Below are 20,417 nucleotides of genomic sequence, written 5' to 3'. Positions count from 1 at the left end.
AGTTGCAATTAATTCCCTTCATTTAGTAATATTATGTACATATGAAATAAGGAGGCGTTTATATGGCACAAGTAACATTTAAAAATGGTCCAGTAACACTAGTAGGAAATGAAGTAAAGGTGGGCGATCAAGCTCCAGATTTTACGGTATTAGCGAATGACCTATCACCTGTAACATTAAATGATTCAGAAGGTAAAATTCGTCTATTCAGTGTTGTACCATCATTAGATACTGGTGTATGTGATGCACAAACACGCCGTTTTAATGAAGAAGCAGCTAACTTGGGTGACAATGTAGTTATTTATACAGTATCTGTTGATCTTCCATTCGCTCAAAAGCGTTGGTGTGGTGCAGCAGGTATTGATGCAGTGCAAACTGTATCAGATCACCGCGATCTTTCATTTGGTGAAGCGTATGGCGTGTACATTCAAGAATTACGTCTTCTGACACGTGCAGTATTCGTTGTGGATGCAAATAATAAAGTAACATATGTTGAATATGTACCTGAAGCTACAGATCATCCAAACTATGAAGCGGCCATTGCAGCTGTTAAAGCACTAGCATAATGAGCTGCTTTTAGGCTAAGATAATACTAGACAAAGGGGCTGTGACGAGAGTTTGTCACGGCTCTTTTCTGCGTGAAAGGAAGTTTAAATATGGAAAATATCGAGAAATTATTTGGTCTGCTAAATGAGCATGCTGAAAAGATCGAAAAAGAACAAGATTTAACATTGTTAGAAGGGTTGCTAGATGGTCTCGAGGCATGGCTTGAAGGCGAAGTTGATTTTTCACAAAAGGATGCAACAAAAGAGGATATTCGCAAAGCTATTCAAATCGCTATTTTAAAAGGAATGCGCAAAGGGTCGCAACCAAACCATCAAATGACACCTGATACGTTAGGGTTACTAGTTGGCTATTTTGTGGAGCAAATATTTGAAGAGCGCCTTGCAAACGAAAAAATGTCTATTATGGACCCAGCCGTAGGTACGGGGAATTTACTACTAACAGTCATGAATTTATTAGATGGAAAAGTGGAAGCGACAGGCGTAGAGGTTGACGAGCTATTAATTCGTCTTGCTGCTGCTACTGCTGATTTAACAGAACAGCCTATTTCCTTATACCGTCAAGATGCCTTAGAAGATTTATTGGTTAACCCAGTGGATGCCGTTGTTTGTGATTTACCTGTAGGCTATTATCCTAATGAGGAAGTAGCGCTCGATTATGAATTATGCGCAGCAGAGGGGATGAGTTATGCTCATCATCTATTCATTGAGCAATCGATGAATTATACAAAGGATGGCGGCTATTTATTTTTCCTTGCGCCATCACATCTTTTTGATTCGGAGCAGTCTAAGCAACTACACAAGTACATTCAAAAGCATGCTTGGATTCAAGCCATTATTCAATTACCTGAGGCTATGTTTGCCAATAAGGCATTAGAAAAAAGTATTGTGATTTTGCAAAAGCAAGCGAAGGAATTGAAAGCACCTAAAGAAGTACTATTAGCAAAAGTACCGAATATGCAGAATAAGCAAGCTCTTGCGCTGTTCTTTGAAAAAGTGAAGATGTGGAAAGAGGGCAAATAATTACTCAGGAAGCCGACATAAGTAAAAGATACTGTTACTACTAGCAGAAAAAGACCTTTTGGTAAGGCGAGTGTGATTTCTGTTGGGCCAGCGTCCTTTAGAATGGAAAGCCTTTTTCACCCTTTATAGAAATTCTAGTGATCGTTTTGTTTTTCAACACAATGTAAAAAGGTATCCTATGGAAGGATACCTTTTTATGTATTGCGAATTAGTTTTCTGGTGTACGAATAACAAGTACGTCACATTTAGCTGAACGTACAATTGCTTCAGATACTGAACCGATTAGGAAGCGTTCAACTGCATTTAGACCAGTTGCACCACAAATGATTAGATCTGCGTCTACGACTTTAGAAAGCTCTTTTGTAATGATATTTTTAGGAGAGCCGTACTCAATGATAAGATTAACGTTTGTTAAGCCTTCATCTTCAGCTTGTTTTTTGTAACCATTTAATAGCTCTTCAGAGAATGCTTGAGCACGTTCTGCAATGGAACGGTCATATGCTTCGATTGCAGCGAATGAACGTGTATCAATAACATTTACTAGATTTAAGACAGCACCTTCGTTTCGTTTTGCAACATCAATTGACTTACGAAATGCATATTCAGCTTCTTTTGAGCCGTCTACTGCAACAACAATGCTTTTATAATGATTAGCCATTTTGAAAAACCTCCCTGATTTGTATATGTTGATTATACCAAATGATTTTCTAAAGGAAATACTTTCCGAAAGAAAAATATGAAAAAGTGAAGACATTTCATTTCAAAATGTCAATTATATACACTTACTTAATTCCCACTATTTACAGCGTGTAAACGCCTTTTGATAGGTAGAACTTGTGGATATATTTACTTCGTTAGCAACTGTTATAGCCGTCTTTTTAGTTTTCAAATATAATAATTTAGACCATTATTCATCGTTTAAATATTTAGTATTTTGTAAATGTTAGAAATTTTATTTGTATTTGCTTTAGTTAAAGCTTTTTTTGCATTTGTTTGGTAATATGGAATGGCAAGGGGTGCATCAATTCTTAGTTACATAATAATGATGCTTATTTTTTATGCTATGGAAGGGGATAGGAAACAATGAAGATTGGTATTCCAAAGGAAATTAAAAACAATGAGAACCGTGTAGCCATGACACCAGCAGGAGTTGTAACTTTAACACACGCAGGTCATGAGGTATACATTGAAACTGGAGCAGGCTTAGGGTCAAGCTTTACGGATGCTGATTACATTGCAGCAGGAGCTTATATTGTTCAAACTGCTAAAGAAGCATGGTCACAAGAAATGATCATGAAGGTAAAAGAGCCTGTAGCTTCTGAATATGATTATTTCTATGAAGGTCAAATTTTATTTACGTATTTACACTTAGCGCCAGAGGTTGAATTAACTCAGGCACTTTTAAATAAAAAGGTTGTAGGTATTGCCTACGAAACAGTGCAATTAGCAAACGGTTCATTACCATTGTTAACGCCTATGAGTGAAGTAGCTGGTAAAATGGCTACGCAAATCGGTGCGCAGTTCTTAGAAAGAAACCATGCTGGTAAAGGTATTTTATTAGGTGGCGTTTCAGGTGTGCAGCGTGGCAAGGTGACAATAATCGGTGGTGGTATTGCAGGAACAAATGCTGCAAAAATCGCTGTTGGCATGGGTGCGGATGTGACAGTAATCGATTTAAGCCCAGAACGTTTACGTCAATTAGAAGACCTGTTTGGTCGTGATGTTCAAACATTAATTTCAAATCCTTATAATATTGCAGAATCAGTGAAAGATTCAGATTTAGTCATTGGTGCGGTGTTAATACCAGGCGCAAAAGCACCGAAACTTGTATCTGAAGAAATGATTCAGTCAATGCAAGCTGGCTCTGTTGTAGTCGATATTGCGATTGACCAAGGTGGCATTTTTGCTTCGTCTGATCGTGTGACAACTCATGATGACCCAACATACGTGAAACATGGCGTAGTACATTATGCAGTAGCAAATATGCCAGGAGCAGTACCGCGCACATCAACAATTGCTTTAACAAATAATACAATTCCATATGCACTGCAAATTGCAAACAAAGGCTATAAACAAGCTTGCCTAGATAATGCGGCACTGAAAAAAGGTGTGAATACATTAGATGGACAACTAGTCTATAAAGCAGTGGCAGATTCACAAGGTCTTCCATTTGTTGAGGTGGATGAGTTAATTCAATAAATCAAAAAAGGAAGCGCTACACTAGTCGCTTCCTTTTTTGTGTGTAATTATAGAACAATTAAATCTTTCGGGAATTTTGTTAATACTTCAACGCCATCTTTCGTTACGACTACATCATCCTCAATGCGTACACCTGTCACATCTGATTTATAAATCCCTGGCTCAATTGTAAAGACCATGCCTTCTTCCATCGTCATTTCATTTGCACCTGTAACGGATGGGAATTCATGCACAGAAATCCCAAGGCCATGACCAAGACGGTGAGTGAAATATTCACCATAGCCAGCTTCTGTGATAGTATCACGTGCAATTTTATCTAAGTCCATCGCACGAATACCTGGTTTTACAGCTGCGACAGCATTTGTATTAGCAGCTAAAACAGCGTGATAAATTTCCTTCTGTGCTTCACTAGGCTCCCCAAAGGCAACAGTACGCGTAATATCTGAGCAATAGCCATCGTAAATAACCCCAAGGTCAAATAATACCATATCCCCTTTTTCAATTTTACGTGCACCTGGCTTACCGTGAGGAGAGGCCGTTTTTGGACCACTTAATACCATTGTTTCAAAGGACATTTTGCAACCTTTATCTTGAATAGCACTTTCAATCGCTGTTAGAATTTCCATTTCTGTTTTCCCTTCAGCGATCTCCTTACAACCGATTTCAATTGCATAATCTGCTAGCTCCGCAGCCTTACGTAATTTTTCTAATTCAGTCTCATCTTTGATGACGCGCATAGCATTAATCTTTTCATCAAGGCGAACAAAGTTAGCCTGTGGGAATGATTGCTGTAAAGCTTCTAAACGCTCGACGATTAGTTGCGCTTTTTCAATAGCAAACGTAGTCGGATTAACTTGGCGTGAAATGATTGCTTGCGCAAGAACGTCCATCGAGTTTTCAGTATCCTGATGGCCGATTACCTCATAAGACCAACCTGCTGCCTTCGCATCTGGAATCTCCATTTGTGGACAAATTAGAAAAGGCTCGGCATCTTTAAAAATCATGACTCCTAGTAATCTTTCATGTGGATCACTTTTAAAGCCTGAAACGTAAAAAACATTGTCAGGTGTTGTTACAAATGCTGCATCGATGTGATGTTGCTGTAGATAACTTTGGATTTCTTCGACCTTTGACATCAATATGTCCTCCTTTTAGTACATGGGAAATTTTACGTAAAAAAGCGTCGACTCTATAAAGAAATGTCGATGTTCCTTTTCTAGTACTGAATAATTGCGCGCTAACAGGGTATAAGGCTGTTAGAGAACACTACGATTATTCTCTGTACAAGCATATCAAAAAAAGGGAAAAAGCGCATGAGTAGCGAATTAAAATGATGAACTGTAATTTGGTTTTCGAGGAGGATTTTAAAATGGAAATTAGTTATCATGGACATTCAGTTGTCAAAATTCAAACAAACGGGAAAACAATTTTAATTGACCCTTTTATTAATGGCAATGGGCAAACAGACTTAACGGTGGCAGGAGAAGCACCAGATATTATTGTACTTACACATGGACATAATGATCATGTTGGGGACACAGTGGAGCTAGCGAAGAAAAAAGATGCGTTAGTCATTGCCCCAAATGAATTAGCTAATTGGATCTCTTGGCAAGGTGTAAAAGCACATCCAATGCATATTGGTGGTGCTAAGGAGTTTGACTTTGGTAAGGTGAAGTTTACACAAGCCTTTCACGGTTCATCTTATGTAACAGAAAATAATGAAATAATTTATATGGGTATGCCGGCAGGGGTTTTATTATTTGTTGAGGGATTAACGATTTATCATGCAGGTGATACAGCTCTATTTAGTGATATGAAATTAATTGGCGAACGACACCCTATTGATATTGCATTTTTACCGATTGGGGATAATTTTACAATGGGACCAGAGGATGCAGCTTGCGCGGTTTCATTCTTAAAGCCGAAAATTGTCGTACCAATTCATTACAATACATTCCCACCAATCGAGCAGGATCCACAAATTTTTGCAGATTTAGTGCAAAATACAGAGGTTCAAATTTTGAAAGCTGGCGAAAAAGTAAACTGTTTCTAATCGTTGACAGGGCTGTACTATATGAATTGACACCACGCTGGTAGTTGAAATGATGGGGAAGTTAAACAATTTGATCACTTTATATTAAATATTTTTATAAAAAATATGGTACACTAAGAGCAGAATTGAAGCTTAGGAAATAGGTGATATTTTGTCTACAAAACATGAGAAAATTTTACAATACATCGAATCACTACCTGTGGGTGATAAAATTTCAGTACGTCAAATAGCGAAAGAAATGCAAGTGAGTGAAGGGACGGCTTATCGTGCCATAAAGGAAGCGGAAAATCGTCGCTTAGTAAGTTCGATTGAGCGTGTTGGAACAATTCGCATTGAGAAAAAAAAGAAAGAAAATATTGAACGCTTAACTTTTGCAGAAATTGTCAATATTGTCGATGGCCAAGTTTTAGGTGGAAAATCGGGTCTACATAAAACGTTAACGAAATTTGTCATTGGTGCAATGCAATTAGAAGACATGATGCGTTATACAGATGCAGGTAGCTTATTGATTGTTGGTAACCGGATTAAGGCACATGAAAATGCACTTCGAGCAGGTGCAGCAGTTTTAATCACTGGCGGTTTTGATACAACGGAAGATAATAAAATACTTGCGGATTCATTAGATTTACCCATTATTTCAACAAGCTATGATACGTTTACAGTAGCAACAATGATTAACCGAGCAATTTATGACCAATTAATCAAAAAAGATATTTTATTTATCGAAGATATTTATGTCCCAATGACTGACACGGCTGCTTTAAAAAATGATGAAACGATCCATCATTTTCATAAGTTAAATGAACGCACAACACATGGTGCATTTCCTGTTGTCACACATCAAAATAAATTAGTCGGGATGATTACCGTAAAAGACGTTATTGGTCGTGAAGAGAACGAGCTAGTTGAAAAAGTAATGACAAAAAATCCGATTGCTGGTTCCATGAAAATGAGTGTCGCTTCTGCTGGGCATCGTATGATTTGGGAAGGGATCGATCTCTTACCAATTGTTGATGATGACAATATTTTGCAAGGTGTTATTAGTCGTCAGGATGTACTTAAGGCTCTGCAATTAGCACAAAGACAGCCTCAGCACGGTGAAACGATTGATGATTTAGTGAAAAATGAGATGAAGGTACTGGGTGATGAAGAACTAATAGTAGAGTTTAAAGTCACACCACAAATGACCAATCAATATGGGGCCATTTCATATGGTGCTTTTACAACTTTACTAGCTGAAGTTGGTTCATTTGCCTTAAAACGCCGTAAACGTGGTGATGCAGTGGCTGAGAATATGACTATTTATTTTATTAAGCCGGTTCAAATGGAAAGTACGCTTACGGTTAAGCCTCGCATTTTAGACATGAGTCGTAAGTTTGTGAAAATGGACTTCGAAGTGTATAATCAACAAATGCTTGTCGGTAAGGCAATGATGATGTTCCAACTATTAGAACGTTAAGTATTGAAAAAGGGATGGCCTAGCGCAATTGCTTGGTCATCCCTTTGTTACATATATTATTTATTGATTAATGCGGAATTCTTCCTCAACAAATTGCCCATAATGGCGTGCCTTTTTTATATTTTCTATAATAACTAAGATGCCTAGCACGACAAGAATTGCTACAATAATAAAAGTATATAGGGTAGGGAATAAATAGGCTTGATTTAATCCGAAAAACACAAGGAAGGATCCAAAGCCGATATTCGCCTTACTTTTATACCAATTTTTAGCAATTGGTAATGGAGAACGGAATTGTTTTGTTTTAAAATAGAAATAAAAAACAAAAGATATGATAATCGCAAATACAAATATTAAATTGAGCATAGTAAACCTCCTAGCATAACTAGACATTATTGTAACGATAATTATAAAAAAATGCTAACGGTTCTTACTATCATTTTGGAGGAATTTAAGGTGAAAAGACAAATCATCGACACAATTAAGGCCTTTGAAACAATCATTATTCATCGTCATGTACGTCCAGATCCGGATGCTTATGGTTCTCAGCAAGGTTTAAAAGAGATTATTTTAGCCAACTACCCTGAGAAAAAGGTCTTTGCTGTTGGTGAACATGATGCTTCCTTATCATTTATGGCACAGCCTGATGAAATAGCAGATGATATGTACGACAATGCTTTAGTGATTGTCACAGACACGGCCAATACAGAGCGGGTTGACGATCAACGCTATACAAAAGGAAAAATGGTGATAAAAATTGATCACCACCCAAATGACGATGCATATGGTGACTTATTATGGGTAGATACGACAGCAAGCTCATGCAGTGAAATGATTTATGAATTGTATGAAGAAGGCAAGGCAGTTGCTAGCTGGCAACTTACAGATGCTGCTGCACGCTTATTATTTGCAGGAATTGTAGGGGATACAGGAAGATTCCAGTTCCCGAGCACGACAGCGAAAACATTCAAAGTGGCTTCAGAGCTGATTACATATGATTTTGATCGAAATCAAATTTTTGATGGTATGTATGAAATGGAGCAAAAGCTACTTAATTTACAAGGCTATATTTATCAAAACTTTACAATGGATGAGCATGGGGCTGCCTATGTAAAGCTAACAAAGGAATTGTTAGCAGAATATAATACAGTGCCATCTGAGGCCTCTTTATTAGTAGGCTGCCTTGGCAGTGTCAAAGGGATATGCGCGTGGGTTGTTTTCATTGAAGAAGTAGATCAAATACGAGTACGTCTACGTTCGAAGGGACCTGTTATTAATACATTAGCAAAAGAATTTAATGGTGGAGGACATCCGCTTGCATCTGGTGCGACAGCTTATTCATGGGAGGAAGCTGACCACGTTATTTCAAGATTACAAGAAATGTGTAAGGCGTATCATTAACAGAGAAAAGGAAGGGATTCATTTGACACATGTATATACGAAAATGTATACGAGCGCGGATTTATTGAAAAGCACAATTCGGCTTGAGCAATTGATTCCTTTTTTACAAGAGCAAAAGACACAGGCCTGTGCAATCGTTAATACGAAATTGTACGGGCTTTTGCCTTTTTGTAAAGCATTGCAGCAAGCAAGTATCCACGCTGTCATTGGGCTTTCAGTTAACGTACAGTGGCATGAGAAAACCATCCCTCTTGTTCTGTATGCACAAACGCAGGAGGGCTATCAACAGCTATTAAAGATTAGTAGTGCTATATCCATTAGACAAGACGAAGTGTTGCCTTGGAAGTGGCTTGAGGGATACGCAGCGGGTTGTATAGCTCTGCTTTCCACAAATGATTTTGCAGATTTAGAGGATTGGCATACTGCGGTCACTGCTTTAATTCAACTATTTCAACAGCAATTATATGTGGGCATCGCTAGACCAGATGGAGTAAAAACAGCGAATGAAGAAGAAATAGTGATTTGGTGCGAAGAACAGTCTATTCCGCTTGTTGCCACTCAAAGCTGTTATTTTTTACGTCCAGAAGATCATTTTGCTTATGAAGTAGCAAGAGCAATTGATACAGGTGATAAGCTAGGAAACACTATGCTAACAGCCGATGTGCAAGGCTATTTTGCACCGACAGCAGATGAATGGCAAAATTGGTTTGCTGATCATCCACAGTGGCTTGAAGCAAGTGTACAAATGCTTGCTAGCTGTAAAGCTGTTGTACCTGAAATGTCTGTGCAAATGCCTAAATTTCCTGTACCTGTAGATGAAACATCTGAAAGCTTGCTGATGAAGGAAGCATTTACAGGATTAGAAGAAAGATTTCAGCAAATGACGATACCTACAGCCTATCGGGAACGGCTACAATATGAGCTTGAAATTATTTGTTCCATGGGCTTTGCTGACTATTTTTTAGTTGTCGCGGATTTTATGCGCTATGCGAAAGAAAATCGCATTTTGACTGGACCTGGTCGTGGTTCGTCCGCAGGTTCCCTTGTGGCATATAGCCTCGCCATTACACAAGTAGATCCACTTGCCTATGGTTTATTATTTGAACGTTTTTTAAACCCTGAAAGAATTACTTTACCTGATATTGATATTGATTTTGTTGATAGTAAAAGACATCAAGTGATTCAGTATGTTGCCGAAAAATATGGCAAAGCCAATGTTGCGCAAATTATTACATTTGGCACACTGTCTGCAAAGGCAGTTGCGAGGGATGTTGCAAGGGTTTTTGGTTTTGAGGCAGAGACATTAGAAAAAATTTCGAAGATGATTCCAAATAAGCCTGGTATTACATTGCAAAGAGCTATGGCAGATTCACATGACTTTCAAAACTGGCTTGCGGCCAATGAAAAGCATCAGCGATGGTTCGAGGTAGCGCTAAAATTAGAAGGTCTGCCTAGAAATTCCTCTACACATGCAGCTGGTATTGTCATCGCCCCTTCGCCATTAGTGAATACGGTACCAATTGAAGAAGGGCATGATGGTATTTATAGTACGCAATGGCCGATGGGGGATATTGAAGCGTGTGGTCTCGTCAAAATGGATTTTTTAGGCTTGCGTAATCTCACCATTTTAGAGCAAATACGTTGGTCTATTTATAAAGCGGGAGGACCTTGGATAGAATTTGAACGAATCCCTCTGCATGATGAAAAGACGTTTCAACTTTTACAAAAAGGGGATACACTAGGGATTTTTCAATTAGAATCAGACGGAATGAAACAAGCTTTACGTGATATCCATCCTACGAACTTTTTAGATATTGTAGCTATAAATGCACTTTATCGTCCAGGGCCAATGGATTTTATTCCGGTCTATGCAAGAAGAAAAGCTGGTAAAGAAATGGTTACGATGCCCCATCCAGTGTTAGAGCCTATTTTACAAGAGACATTTGGTGTAATTGTCTATCAAGAGCAGATTATCAAAATTGCCTCAGTTCTCGCAGGATTTACAATGGGACAAGCCGATTTACTACGCCGTGCAGTTAGTAAAAAAGATCGTCAAGTTTTAGAGGAGCAACGTGCTGCATTTATTCAAGGGGCATTACAGCAAGGCTTTGATCAGCAAGTAGCGGAAGAAGTCTATGAACTGATTGTGCGTTTTGCGGATTATGGTTTCCCTAAAAGTCATGCGGTTGCCTATAGTGTCATTTCCTATCAAATGGCCTATTTAAAGGCGCATTTCCCTCGAAGCTTTTATGCAGCGTTATTATCTAATGCAACAGGTAATGTCGATAAGATTCAACAACTTGTCCATGAGGCAAAAGATAAAGGCATCCCATTTTATCCACCTTCTTTAAAAAACAGTACAAAGTATTTTACAGTAGAAAATGAAGGTATTCGCTACAGCTTATCTGGCATCAAAGGTGTGCCCCATACACTGATAGAAAAAGTGAATACGCTACGTCAAACAAGTCCAGAAGTACTGAATAATATGTTTGATTTGGCGGTTGCCTTAAGTGCACAGCATTTTAAAGCTAAAGTGATGGAAGCATTAATCTATGCTGGAGCGCTTGATTATCTTGAGAAGGACAGGGCTGTTCTTCTCATGACAGTAGACGCAGCCTTAAAACATGCGGAGTTATTAAGACCTACTGAAGATATAGATCTCGCATCAGCTATGACACTTAGTTTTGGTAAGCCAAAATATATGCAGGCAGAAGAGATGTCTCAAAAGGAAAAATTAGTACATGAGAAGGAAAGCTTAGGATTTTATATTTCTACCCATCCAGTTGCACAAGAAAGACTACACTGGCATGATGTCAATAGTACTTGTCGTGAGTTAAAGCAACTTCGTGACGGTAGTTACGTAAAAATGATTGGTATGATTGAAGAAGTGAAAAAAATTCGTACAAAAAAAGGGGAGCAAATGGCTTTCGTTCAACTACAGGATGAGTATGGAGCTGTTTCGATTACATTATTCCCTCAAGTTTTTCAACTTGTCCAGGATTTATTGCTAGAGGATGAGATGCTAGTAATTGATGGTGTGTTGGAGAGACGTTTTGGTAAGCTACAAATCAAAGTAAAACATGCACAAGCGACAAAAAAGATATGAAATGAAACAAGAATATAGAAACTGCATAAATTTTATGCAGTTTTTCCTTTACTTTTGAACGGTTCTTTTGTAAGCTAGAATCAACGTTAAAAAGTGGTCAGACCACTTTTTTGATAAGGGGAGTTAGTCGTATGGATAAAAAAACCGAACAAAAAAAAGTGTTTTTAGAAATCGTCCAACAACTACGTCAACTCATTAAAATGGAAAAAATCCAAGCAGGTGAAAAACTACCCTCCGAACGAGTTCTATCAGAACGTCTAGGTGTCGGGCGATCCTCTGTGAGAGAGGCTTTGCGAAGCTTAGAATTGCTAGGGCTTATTGAAACAAGACACGGTGGTGGTACTTTTCTTGCGTCCACACATAAGCATCAGCTTGTAGAAGTACTGTCGATGTTTATATTAGAAGATGAAAAATCGAAGAAAGATGTCGCATTAACGCGACAAATTCATGAAATGGAAGCAATCCGCGTAATAAGTTGTACAGAGATTCTTCGCACACTACCTGTGTGGGATAGTTTTTTTGTGAAACTAGAAATAGAGGGAGCGGTTAATTGTCGAGATATTTTACGAGAGTTATTGATTACGACAGGGAATCGTCTTTCTTTAAAAATCTGGTTTCAATTAGCAGCTTATGATGGCGACCGTTTAAATCGAAACTCAACAGAAGATGAAAAATTAATCATTCAAACGATGTTAAAATCAATGCAGCTTGGGTACGAAAAAGAAGCATTGAAAGCTTATGAACAGTGGATGAGTACTGTACAAAGCATTTAGCTAACAACAAAGGGGGAGTCGAACATGGCAATACGCAGCTTATTTAGTGGTAATCGAAAAAAGAAAGAGGACGGACAAGAAAAGACATTTCCAGAAGGGTTAATGACGAAATGTCCTGAATGTCGTCACATTCAACTAACAAAGGAATTAGAAAAAAACTATAAAGTATGTACAAAATGCAGTCACCATTTCAAAATGACAGCACAAGAGCGTGTGGACTATTTTTTAGATGAAGGCTCATTCGAATCAATGGATGATCATTTACAAACAAGTAATCCCCTTAATTTCCCAGCCTATGTAGAAAAAATTTCAGCCGACCAAGAGAAAACAGGTTTAAATGAGGCTGTCCTAACGGGTGTCGGAACGTTAGATGGCAAAGAAATCGTCGTAGCAATTATGGATTCTCATTTCCGCATGGGTTCAATGGGCTCCGTCGTGGGTGAAAAAATCACGCGAGCAATAGAAAAGGCAACAGCATTAGGTGTGCCATTTATCATCTTTACTGCTAGTGGTGGTGCTCGTATGCAAGAGGGCGTATTGTCATTAATGCAGATGGCTAAAACAAGTGTGGCTTTAAAGCGTCACAGTGATCATGGTTTATTGTTCATTTCTATTTTAACGCATCCAACAACGGGTGGAGTTTCCGCAAGCTTTGCTTCTGTTGGTGATATAAATATTGCCGAGCCACAAGCATTAATTGGCTTTGCAGGTCGTCGTGTTATTGAAGAAACAGTAAGAGAAAAATTGCCAAGCGATTTCCAAACAGCAGAATTTTTATTAGAGCATGGTCAGCTTGATGCTATCTTCCCTCGCAAGGATTTACGTAAACAAGTTTCATTACTTGTAAAAATGCATACGAAAGGTGGCGTCCAACATGCCTAAAAATTTAGCATTTGAAGAACCAGTCGTACAATTACGAGAGAAAATTGATGAATTAAAAACAATTGCTGCTGAAGCAGATGTAGATATGTCAGGAGAAATCGAAAAGCTTGAAACACGTTTATCGCAATTAGAGCAATCGATTTATGCCAATATGAAGCCTTGGGATCGTGTGCAGGTAGCAAGACACCCAGAAAGACCAACAACTTTACAATATATTGAAGCGATGTGTGAAGATTTTATTGAACTGCATGGTGACCGTACGTTTGGTGACGATGCAGCTATTCTAGGTGGGATTGCCATTTTTGAAGGGCAACCAGTAACGATTATTGGTCATCAGCGTGGTAAATCGACAAAAGAAAATATACGCCGTAATTTTGGTATGCCGCATCCAGAGGGCTATCGTAAAGCTCTACGTTTGATGAAGCAAGCTGAAAAATTTAAGCGACCGATTATTTGTTTTATTGATACAAAAGGTGCTTACCCAGGTAAAGCTGCTGAAGAACGAGGACAAAGTGAAGCAATTGCTAGAAATCTTGTTGAAATGGCAGGCTTAACTGTACCTGTTATTAGTATCGTCATTGGTGAAGGAGGAAGTGGTGGTGCACTAGCACTAGGTGTAGCAAACCGTGTCTTTATGCTAGAGAACTCAACATATTCCGTTATTTCTCCTGAAGGCGCAGCTTCAATTCTATGGCGTGATGGTAGCCTTGCTAAGCAAGCGGCAGAAGCTATGCGCATTACAGCACCAGATTTAAAAGAACTTGGTGTAATAGATGGCATTATTCCTGAAATAATCGGTGGTGCCCATCGCAATGTGGCAAAACAGGCTCTTTCTATTAAAGAATGCATTAGCGACACACTTCATACATTAAATTCTCTAAATGGAGAACAATTAATTGAAGATCGTTATGAAAAATTCAAAAAAATAGGACAATATACAGAAGCGTAAACATAGTTGTTCATAACAAATGCATGCTCTTATACGATCGTGTATAAAAAATCTAAGCGTATAAATTTGCTCGTAAAGAGACAAAATTTGTATCTTAACATATTAAAAGGCTATAAAAATTAAAGAAGATAATAGCGCATGATAAACGCCAGACTTCTTGAAGAAATGTTAGATTTAGGATGTTTTGGAATGGGAAGAGTGTGTGAAAGCGCATTCTTTTCATTTTTTATGTAAAAGTTATGTTTTTGTATCCTCAGAGCCCTTACATAGTTTGTTTTTTCATGTTAATGTGAATAATAATAGTAACTGCAGGAGGTTCGACAATGAAAAAAATTGCTGTATTAACTAGTGGTGGAGATGCGCCTGGAATGAACGCGGCTATTCGAGCGGTCGTTCGTAAGGCAGCGTTTCATGGAATTGATGTTGTCGGAATTAAGCATGGTTATGAAGGCTTAATAAAAGGATATATGGAAGAACTTGATTTAGGTGCAGTTGGTGGTATTATTCAGCGTGGTGGTACGCATTTAAATTCGGCCAGATGTCCAGAGTTTAAAGAGGATGCTATCCAACAACAAGGTATTGACAATTTAAGAGCTGCTGGAATTGAAGGACTTGTTGTCATTGGTGGTGACGGGTCTTATCGAGGTGCAATGGATTTAGTGAAAAAAGGTTTCCCTGTTGTAGGTGTGCCAGGAACAATCGACAATGATATTCCAGGAACGGAATATACAATCGGTTTTGATACGGCTCTTAATACAGTCGTAGAATCCATCGATAAAATCCGAGATACAGCTACATCTCATGAAAATTCTTTCATTGTTGAGGTCATGGGGCGTGATGCAGGTGATATCGCCTTGTGGGCAGGCCTTGCTGCTGGTGCTGAAACAGTTTTAATTCCAGAGGAAGATTATAATTTAGATGATATTGTAGCACGCTTAGACCGTGGAGCTGCACGTGGTAAAAAACATAGCATCATTATTGTAGCAGAAGGGGTCATGTCTGGCAGTGAGCTGGCAAAGCTGTTAAATGAAAAAACAGGAAAAGAAACACGCGTTTCAGTGCTAGGTCATATTCAACGAGGCGGTTCACCGACCGCACGAGACCGAGTATTGGCAAGTCAATTTGGTGCACATGCAGTTGAATTGCTAATGGAAGGCAAGGCTGGTCGAGCAGTAGGTATTCGTAATCACCAAGTCATTGATTATGATATGCCAGAAGCTTTTGAAAAAAATCATGAGGCAGATGTAAGCCTTTATACACTAATGAAAGAACTATCAATATAATTTGTTATAAAACGGAGTGGGCAAAAATGAGAAAAACAAAAATCGTATGTACAATCGGACCTGCAAGTGAGTCGGCAGAAACTTTAGAAAAATTAATGGAAGCAGGTATGAATGTAGCCCGCTTGAATTTTTCACACGGATCTCATGAAGAACATGCAGGGCGTATTCAATTAATTCGTGAAGTGGCACAAAAGTTAAACAAACCAGTAGGAATTTTACTTGATACAAAAGGACCTGAAATTCGTACACATAATATGAAAAATGGTGAGCTACATTTAGCAGCAGGCCAAGTGATTGATATTTCAATGACTGAAGTAGAAGGTACTGAGACAAGCTTCTCTGTCACATATGAGCGTTTAATTGAAGATGTTGAGCAAAACTCAATTATTTTACTTGATGATGGTCTTATTCAGTTACGCGTATTAGCAACTGATCTGGAAAAAGGTTTAATTCATACGATTGTTGAAAATGCTGGCGTCCTAAAAAATAAAAAAGGTGTAAATGTACCAGGTGTTTCTGTACAGCTACCAGGTATCACAGAAAAAGACGCGCAAGATATTCTATTCGGTATTGAGCAAGGTGTAGACTTTATTGCTGCTTCATTTGTTCGTCGTGCAAAGGATGTGCTTGAAATCCGTGAATTGCTTGAACAAAATGGTGGTAGTCATATTCAAATTATCCCGAAAATCGAGAACCAAGAGGGTGTCGATAATATCGACGAAATCATCCTAGTGTCTGATGGATTAATGGTTGCTCGTGGAGATCTTGGTGTTGAAATTCCTGCAGAAGAAGTACCACTTGTTCAAAAGAAATTGATTTTAAAGTGTAATCAAGTAGGTAAACCGGTTATTACGGCAACACAAATGTTAGATTCTATGCAGCGTAACCCACGTCCAACACGTGCAGAAGCAAGTGATGTAGCGAACGCAATCATCGATGGAACAGATGCCATCATGCTATCAGGTGAAACTGCTGCGGGTCTTTATCCAGTAGAATCAGTTCAAACAATGAATAAAATTGCACAGCATACTGAAAATTCGTTAGATTATCGAAAAATTGTTTCTGCCCGTAGTCGTGAAAAAGAAGCGAATATGACGGAGGCTATCTCTCAAGCAGTAGCATATACATCTATCAATTTAGGGGTAAAAGCCGTATTAGCACCAACTGAAAGTGGTAATACAGCAAGAATGATCGCTAAATATCGACCAGGAGTGCAGATTGTTGCAGTGACTGGCTCTCCAAATACAGCCAATACATTAACATTAGTATGGGGTGTCTATCCAATTGTTTGTCAACGAGTGACAACAACAGATGAAATCTTAGAGCTAGCTGTAGATGAAAGCTTGAAACATGGGTTCGTTACTCACGGAGATGCTGTTGTCATTACAGCAGGTGTGCCAGTAGGTGAAGCAGGTACAACAAACTTAATGAAAGTACACATTATCGGAGATTTACTAGCTCGTGGTCAAGGGATTGGCAAAGCCTCTGTTGTAGGTAAAACAGTTGTTGCTAAAAATGCTGCTGAGGCACTCGCTTACGAAACAGAAGGATGCATCCTCGTAACAGTTGGATCTGACCGAGATATGATGCCAGCTATCGAAAATTGTATTGGTCTGATTACTGAAGAAGGTGGCCTAACGAGTCACGCAGCAGTTGTTGGATTAAGTCTTGGTATTCCGGTAATTGTGGGCGTAAAAGAAGCAACAACATTAATACGTCATGGTCAAGAGATTACAATGGACGCTGAAACAGGAGTTATTTACAAAGGACATGCGAGTGTTCTTTAACAAGTAACGAAAAGCTCTAGTGCGATTTTTTGTACTAGAGCTTTTAAATAAGGTTGTACACATTTTGTGGTAACTTCTTTTCTCTATCAATACTAAGGAATAGACATTCTCTTTGAATGAGGGTATTCATTTTTTTATGAAACTAAATGGGCTATAATAACGTATAAAAGGTATAGCTTTTCATGTAGAAAGGAGAAAAATATGCGTAAAATTTTTCTTGGTTTCGTTGTCTACGCTTTAGCCGAATTGGCGTTATTAATAGTCATTGGACAAAATATTGGTGTTTTAAGTACTTTATTGCTCATTATTGCAACGAGCGTTATTGGCATTTATGTCATGAAGAACAAGGGTATGAATTCTGTCCAAAATGTAAAAAATACGTTGTCACGCGGAGAGGCACCAGGTGCTGCTTTAGTGGATGCATTATTAACGTTTAGTGGTGGTTTGCTTTTAGCATTACCAGGATTTTTAACAGATCTTATTGGTCTACTATTGCTCATGCCATTTTCTCGAAAAATGTTCCAACCAGTTGTCTATTACTGGATGCGTAAAAAAATGAAAAAAGGCCAATTCATTATCGTTCAAAGATAGAGTTTTCCTTTAGCTTTACTGCTAAAAATAAAAAGATAGGGCTAAGCAAGATCCCATAAAAGCCAAACAATAGAATAGAGGCAGCACTGATAAAAAATGTATGGAATGTACGTAATTGTAGCGTATTGGACCAAAGCATTGAATCAGCTAGCTGCCTTGTTAATTGAACAAATAAATACAGTAGTAAAATGGCTACACATAAAAAGGTGTTGCCGTTGAAATAAAAATAAATGCTCATTGGTACAAGAAAAACACCGATTCCGAAAAATGGTAATACATCTGCAAATGCTACAATAAAAGCTTTAATGATGGCTTGTTCAAACTGGAGAATCATAAACCCTGCACAAAGGATTAGTAGGGTAATGGTGAATAATTGAAACTCCACGAATAAGAAGTAATGAAAGAGTTGCATGATTTTTGCAAAATGAGATTGCCACTCATGGCGATATTTCTTAGGGACATATTGAAAAAACCAATAGCGTGATTTCCGTGTTTCTAATAAAGCGAAATAATAAGCGACTAAAAAGATAAACACCTCGATAACATTCTTCATTAATACTTGGAAAAGATCTGCTGTGTAAACGATGATAGAATCAAATATGGACAGTGACTTTTCTTTTAATACTTGTACAAACATGGATTCATATTCACTAAAAAGCGGGAAATTTTGTAATGTCTCTCGAATTTCTGGAAAGATAACAATGATACTGTTAATGGATATGACGACAAGAAGAAAAATACAAGTTAATATGAGTACTTCCACAATAATTGCTGCGATCCAATAGGCAATCCTACAATATTTATGTAAGAAATTTATAACAGGATACGTCGAAAAGGATAAAAAAATTGCAAGTGAAACAGGTAATACAAACCAAAGTATTACTAAATAAAAAATAAAAAGTAAAACACTTGTAGTTCTTTCATATGAAAAATACTTTAAATTCCTCATTTTTACAAATTCACCTCAAATCAATTGATAATACGATTGTCAAAATATACAAAAAAATCTCTTTGGAACAAATATATAGTCGTTCGGACGTCTTTTTCTTTATTTGGAGGATTTTCATTCACAAAGCTGTCAAAAATGATTATAATAGCAATGTAAGCGATTTACTTAATGGTTCATATGAGCAAAAACCGTAAATGCAACAAAAAAAACGCATTTATAACAAAGTTTAAATATGAGGGAGCGATAATTTATGTCAGCAACTAAAGGTTTAGAAGGTATCGTAGCAGCGGAATCTAAAATCAGTTCAATTATCGATGACACACTTACATATGTTGGTTACAACATTGATGATTTAGCAGAAAATGCGTCATTCGAAGAGGTAATTTACTTGTTATGGCATACTCGTTTACCAAAAGAGGACGAGCTAGCTGAATTAAAACAACAATTGGCAGACAATATGTCAATTCCGCAAGCGATTGTCGACCAATTCAAAACATACCCACTTTCAACTGTACATCCAATGGCTGCATTGCGTACTGCAGTATCTTTACTTGGTGTATTCGATGAAGAAGCGGATGTTATGGATCCAGAAGCAAACTACCGTAAAGCAATTCGTCTACAAGCTAAAATTGCTACAGCAGTAACTGCATTTGCACGTGTTCGTAAAGGTTTAGAGCCAGTTGAGCCGAAACCTGAATTAGGATATGCTGCAAACTTCTTATACATGCTAAAAGGCGAAGAGCCAGCAGCTATTGAAATTGAAGCATTTGACAAAGCATTAGTATTACATGCTGACCATGAATTAAATGCATCTACATTTACAGCACGTGTATGTGTAGCTACTTTATCAGACGTTTATTCAGGTGTAACAGCAGCAATCGGTGCATTAAAAGGACCACTTCATGGTGGAGCAAATGAGCAAGTGATGAAAATGTTATCTGAAATCGGCTCACTTGAAAATGTTGAATCTTACATTCAAAATAAATTAGACAACAAAGAAAAAATCATGGGCTTCGGTCACCGCGTATATCGTAAAGGCGACCCTCGTGCACCACATTTACGTGTAATGTCTAAAAAATTAACTGAGCTAACTGGTAAACCAGAGCTATATGAGATGTCAGTTAAAATCCATGACATGATCGTGGAACAAAAGAAATTACCTGCAAACGTAGATTTCTTCTCTGCGTCAGTGTATGATTCTTTAGGTATTGATCATGACCTGTTTACACCAATTTTCGCAGTATCTCGTACTTCAGGTTGGGTGGCACACATCCTTGAGCAATATGCAAACAACCGCCTAATCCGTCCACGTGCTGAATATGTTGGACCAGGCATGCAAAAATATATTCCAATCAGCGAGCGCTAATTTGGAAAATATGCTAGAATGTTTGGGACTGTG

The 20,417-nt window shown here is 38.1% G+C and carries 18 protein-coding genes; 14 read left to right on the top strand and 4 right to left on the bottom strand.

The window, feature by feature from the left end:
- Positions 1-62: 62 nt before the first annotated feature.
- Together tpx and V6670_RS16930 are read left to right on the top strand one after the other, a co-directional pair.
- Positions 63-566, top strand: coding sequence for a thiol peroxidase (tpx, locus tag V6670_RS16935; protein ID WP_004226187.1), 504 nt, complete (start codon positions 63-65; stop codon positions 564-566).
- A 90-nt stretch (positions 567-656) separates the two neighbouring features.
- On the top strand, positions 657-1,586 hold the full coding sequence (locus V6670_RS16930; RefSeq protein ID WP_338651722.1) for a class I SAM-dependent methyltransferase: 930 nt from the start codon (positions 657-659) through the stop codon (positions 1,584-1,586).
- Between the two features lie 208 nt (positions 1,587-1,794).
- Here the strand turns inward: V6670_RS16930 and V6670_RS16925 are convergent, their stop codons facing one another.
- Positions 1,795-2,244 (bottom strand): universal stress protein, encoded by a 450-nt coding sequence (locus tag V6670_RS16925; protein ID WP_036118901.1) that lies wholly within the window; start codon positions 2,242-2,244, stop codon positions 1,795-1,797.
- 425 nt (positions 2,245-2,669) lie between these two features.
- Between V6670_RS16925 and ald the strand changes: the two genes are divergently transcribed.
- On the top strand, positions 2,670-3,785 hold the full coding sequence (gene ald, locus V6670_RS16920; RefSeq protein ID WP_141904674.1) for an alanine dehydrogenase: 1,116 nt from the start codon (positions 2,670-2,672) through the stop codon (positions 3,783-3,785).
- A 47-nt stretch (positions 3,786-3,832) separates the two neighbouring features.
- On the opposite strand, the gene V6670_RS16915 is transcribed toward ald, so the two are convergent.
- Positions 3,833-4,921 carry a Xaa-Pro peptidase family protein gene (locus tag V6670_RS16915; protein WP_338651721.1) on the bottom strand — a complete coding sequence of 363 codons (1,089 nt, stop codon included), beginning with the start codon at positions 4,919-4,921 and terminating at the stop codon, positions 3,833-3,835.
- Between the two features lie 233 nt (positions 4,922-5,154).
- On the opposite strand from V6670_RS16915, the gene V6670_RS16910 reads away from it, so the two are divergent.
- Positions 5,155-5,838, top strand: a complete 684-nt coding sequence (locus V6670_RS16910; RefSeq protein ID WP_089934174.1) for a metal-dependent hydrolase — start codon at positions 5,155-5,157, stop codon at positions 5,836-5,838.
- 151 nt (positions 5,839-5,989) lie between these two features.
- Positions 5,990-7,297, top strand: a complete 1,308-nt coding sequence (locus V6670_RS16905) for a DRTGG domain-containing protein (RefSeq protein ID WP_058843387.1) — start codon at positions 5,990-5,992, stop codon at positions 7,295-7,297.
- A gap of 60 nt (positions 7,298-7,357) precedes the next feature.
- Here V6670_RS16905 and V6670_RS16900 read toward each other — a convergent pair whose 3' ends face one another.
- Positions 7,358-7,663 (bottom strand): YtpI family protein, encoded by a 306-nt coding sequence (locus V6670_RS16900; RefSeq protein ID WP_141904676.1) that lies wholly within the window; start codon positions 7,661-7,663, stop codon positions 7,358-7,360.
- A gap of 90 nt (positions 7,664-7,753) precedes the next feature.
- Here V6670_RS16900 and V6670_RS16895 point away from each other — a divergent pair, with 90 nt between their 5' ends.
- From V6670_RS16895 to V6670_RS16860, 8 genes are all read left to right on the top strand, one after another.
- Positions 7,754-8,698 (top strand): bifunctional oligoribonuclease/PAP phosphatase NrnA, encoded by a 945-nt coding sequence (locus V6670_RS16895; RefSeq protein ID WP_036118911.1) that lies wholly within the window; start codon positions 7,754-7,756, stop codon positions 8,696-8,698.
- A 43-nt stretch (positions 8,699-8,741) separates the two neighbouring features.
- Positions 8,742-11,804 carry a DNA polymerase III subunit alpha gene (gene dnaE / locus V6670_RS16890; RefSeq protein WP_338651720.1) on the top strand — a complete coding sequence of 1,021 codons (3,063 nt, stop codon included), beginning with the start codon at positions 8,742-8,744 and terminating at the stop codon, positions 11,802-11,804.
- A gap of 131 nt (positions 11,805-11,935) precedes the next feature.
- On the top strand, positions 11,936-12,577 hold the full coding sequence (locus V6670_RS16885) for a GntR family transcriptional regulator (RefSeq protein WP_141904678.1): 642 nt from the start codon (positions 11,936-11,938) through the stop codon (positions 12,575-12,577).
- Between the two features lie 24 nt (positions 12,578-12,601).
- Positions 12,602-13,459 carry an acetyl-CoA carboxylase, carboxyltransferase subunit beta gene (accD, locus tag V6670_RS16880; protein ID WP_141904679.1) on the top strand — a complete coding sequence of 286 codons (858 nt, stop codon included), beginning with the start codon at positions 12,602-12,604 and terminating at the stop codon, positions 13,457-13,459.
- Positions 13,452-14,408: an acetyl-CoA carboxylase carboxyltransferase subunit alpha gene (locus V6670_RS16875; protein ID WP_036118918.1), complete on the top strand. Its 957-nt coding sequence runs from the start codon at positions 13,452-13,454 to the stop codon at positions 14,406-14,408. Before accD ends, V6670_RS16875 begins: the two co-directional genes overlap by 8 nt.
- 323 nt (positions 14,409-14,731) lie before the next feature.
- Positions 14,732-15,691 (top strand): 6-phosphofructokinase, encoded by a 960-nt coding sequence (gene pfkA, locus V6670_RS16870; protein ID WP_036118919.1) that lies wholly within the window; start codon positions 14,732-14,734, stop codon positions 15,689-15,691.
- A gap of 26 nt (positions 15,692-15,717) precedes the next feature.
- Positions 15,718-17,478 carry a pyruvate kinase gene (pyk, locus tag V6670_RS16865; protein WP_141904680.1) on the top strand — a complete coding sequence of 587 codons (1,761 nt, stop codon included), beginning with the start codon at positions 15,718-15,720 and terminating at the stop codon, positions 17,476-17,478.
- A gap of 201 nt (positions 17,479-17,679) precedes the next feature.
- Positions 17,680-18,069 carry an FxsA family protein gene (locus V6670_RS16860; protein ID WP_141904682.1) on the top strand — a complete coding sequence of 130 codons (390 nt, stop codon included), beginning with the start codon at positions 17,680-17,682 and terminating at the stop codon, positions 18,067-18,069.
- On the opposite strand, the gene V6670_RS16855 is transcribed toward V6670_RS16860, so the two are convergent.
- Positions 18,053-19,018 carry an AI-2E family transporter gene (locus V6670_RS16855; RefSeq protein ID WP_338651719.1) on the bottom strand — a complete coding sequence of 322 codons (966 nt, stop codon included), beginning with the start codon at positions 19,016-19,018 and terminating at the stop codon, positions 18,053-18,055. The two genes, V6670_RS16860 and V6670_RS16855, sit on opposite strands and share 17 nt — an antisense overlap.
- A gap of 250 nt (positions 19,019-19,268) precedes the next feature.
- Here V6670_RS16855 and citZ point away from each other — a divergent pair, with 250 nt between their 5' ends.
- A complete protein-coding gene (citZ, locus tag V6670_RS16850) occupies positions 19,269-20,384 on the top strand; it encodes a citrate synthase (RefSeq protein WP_036118926.1) in 1,116 nt (371 codons plus the stop codon).
- Positions 20,385-20,417: the final 33 nt, after the last annotated feature.

Origin of the sequence: Lysinibacillus sp. Y5S-8, assembly GCF_036894365.1 — a bacterium.
Classification (GTDB): domain Bacteria; phylum Bacillota; class Bacilli; order Bacillales_A; family Planococcaceae; genus Lysinibacillus; species Lysinibacillus fusiformis_D.
Note: the sequence above shows the minus strand (reverse complement) of the source record. Positions and strands in the feature narration are given on the sequence as shown.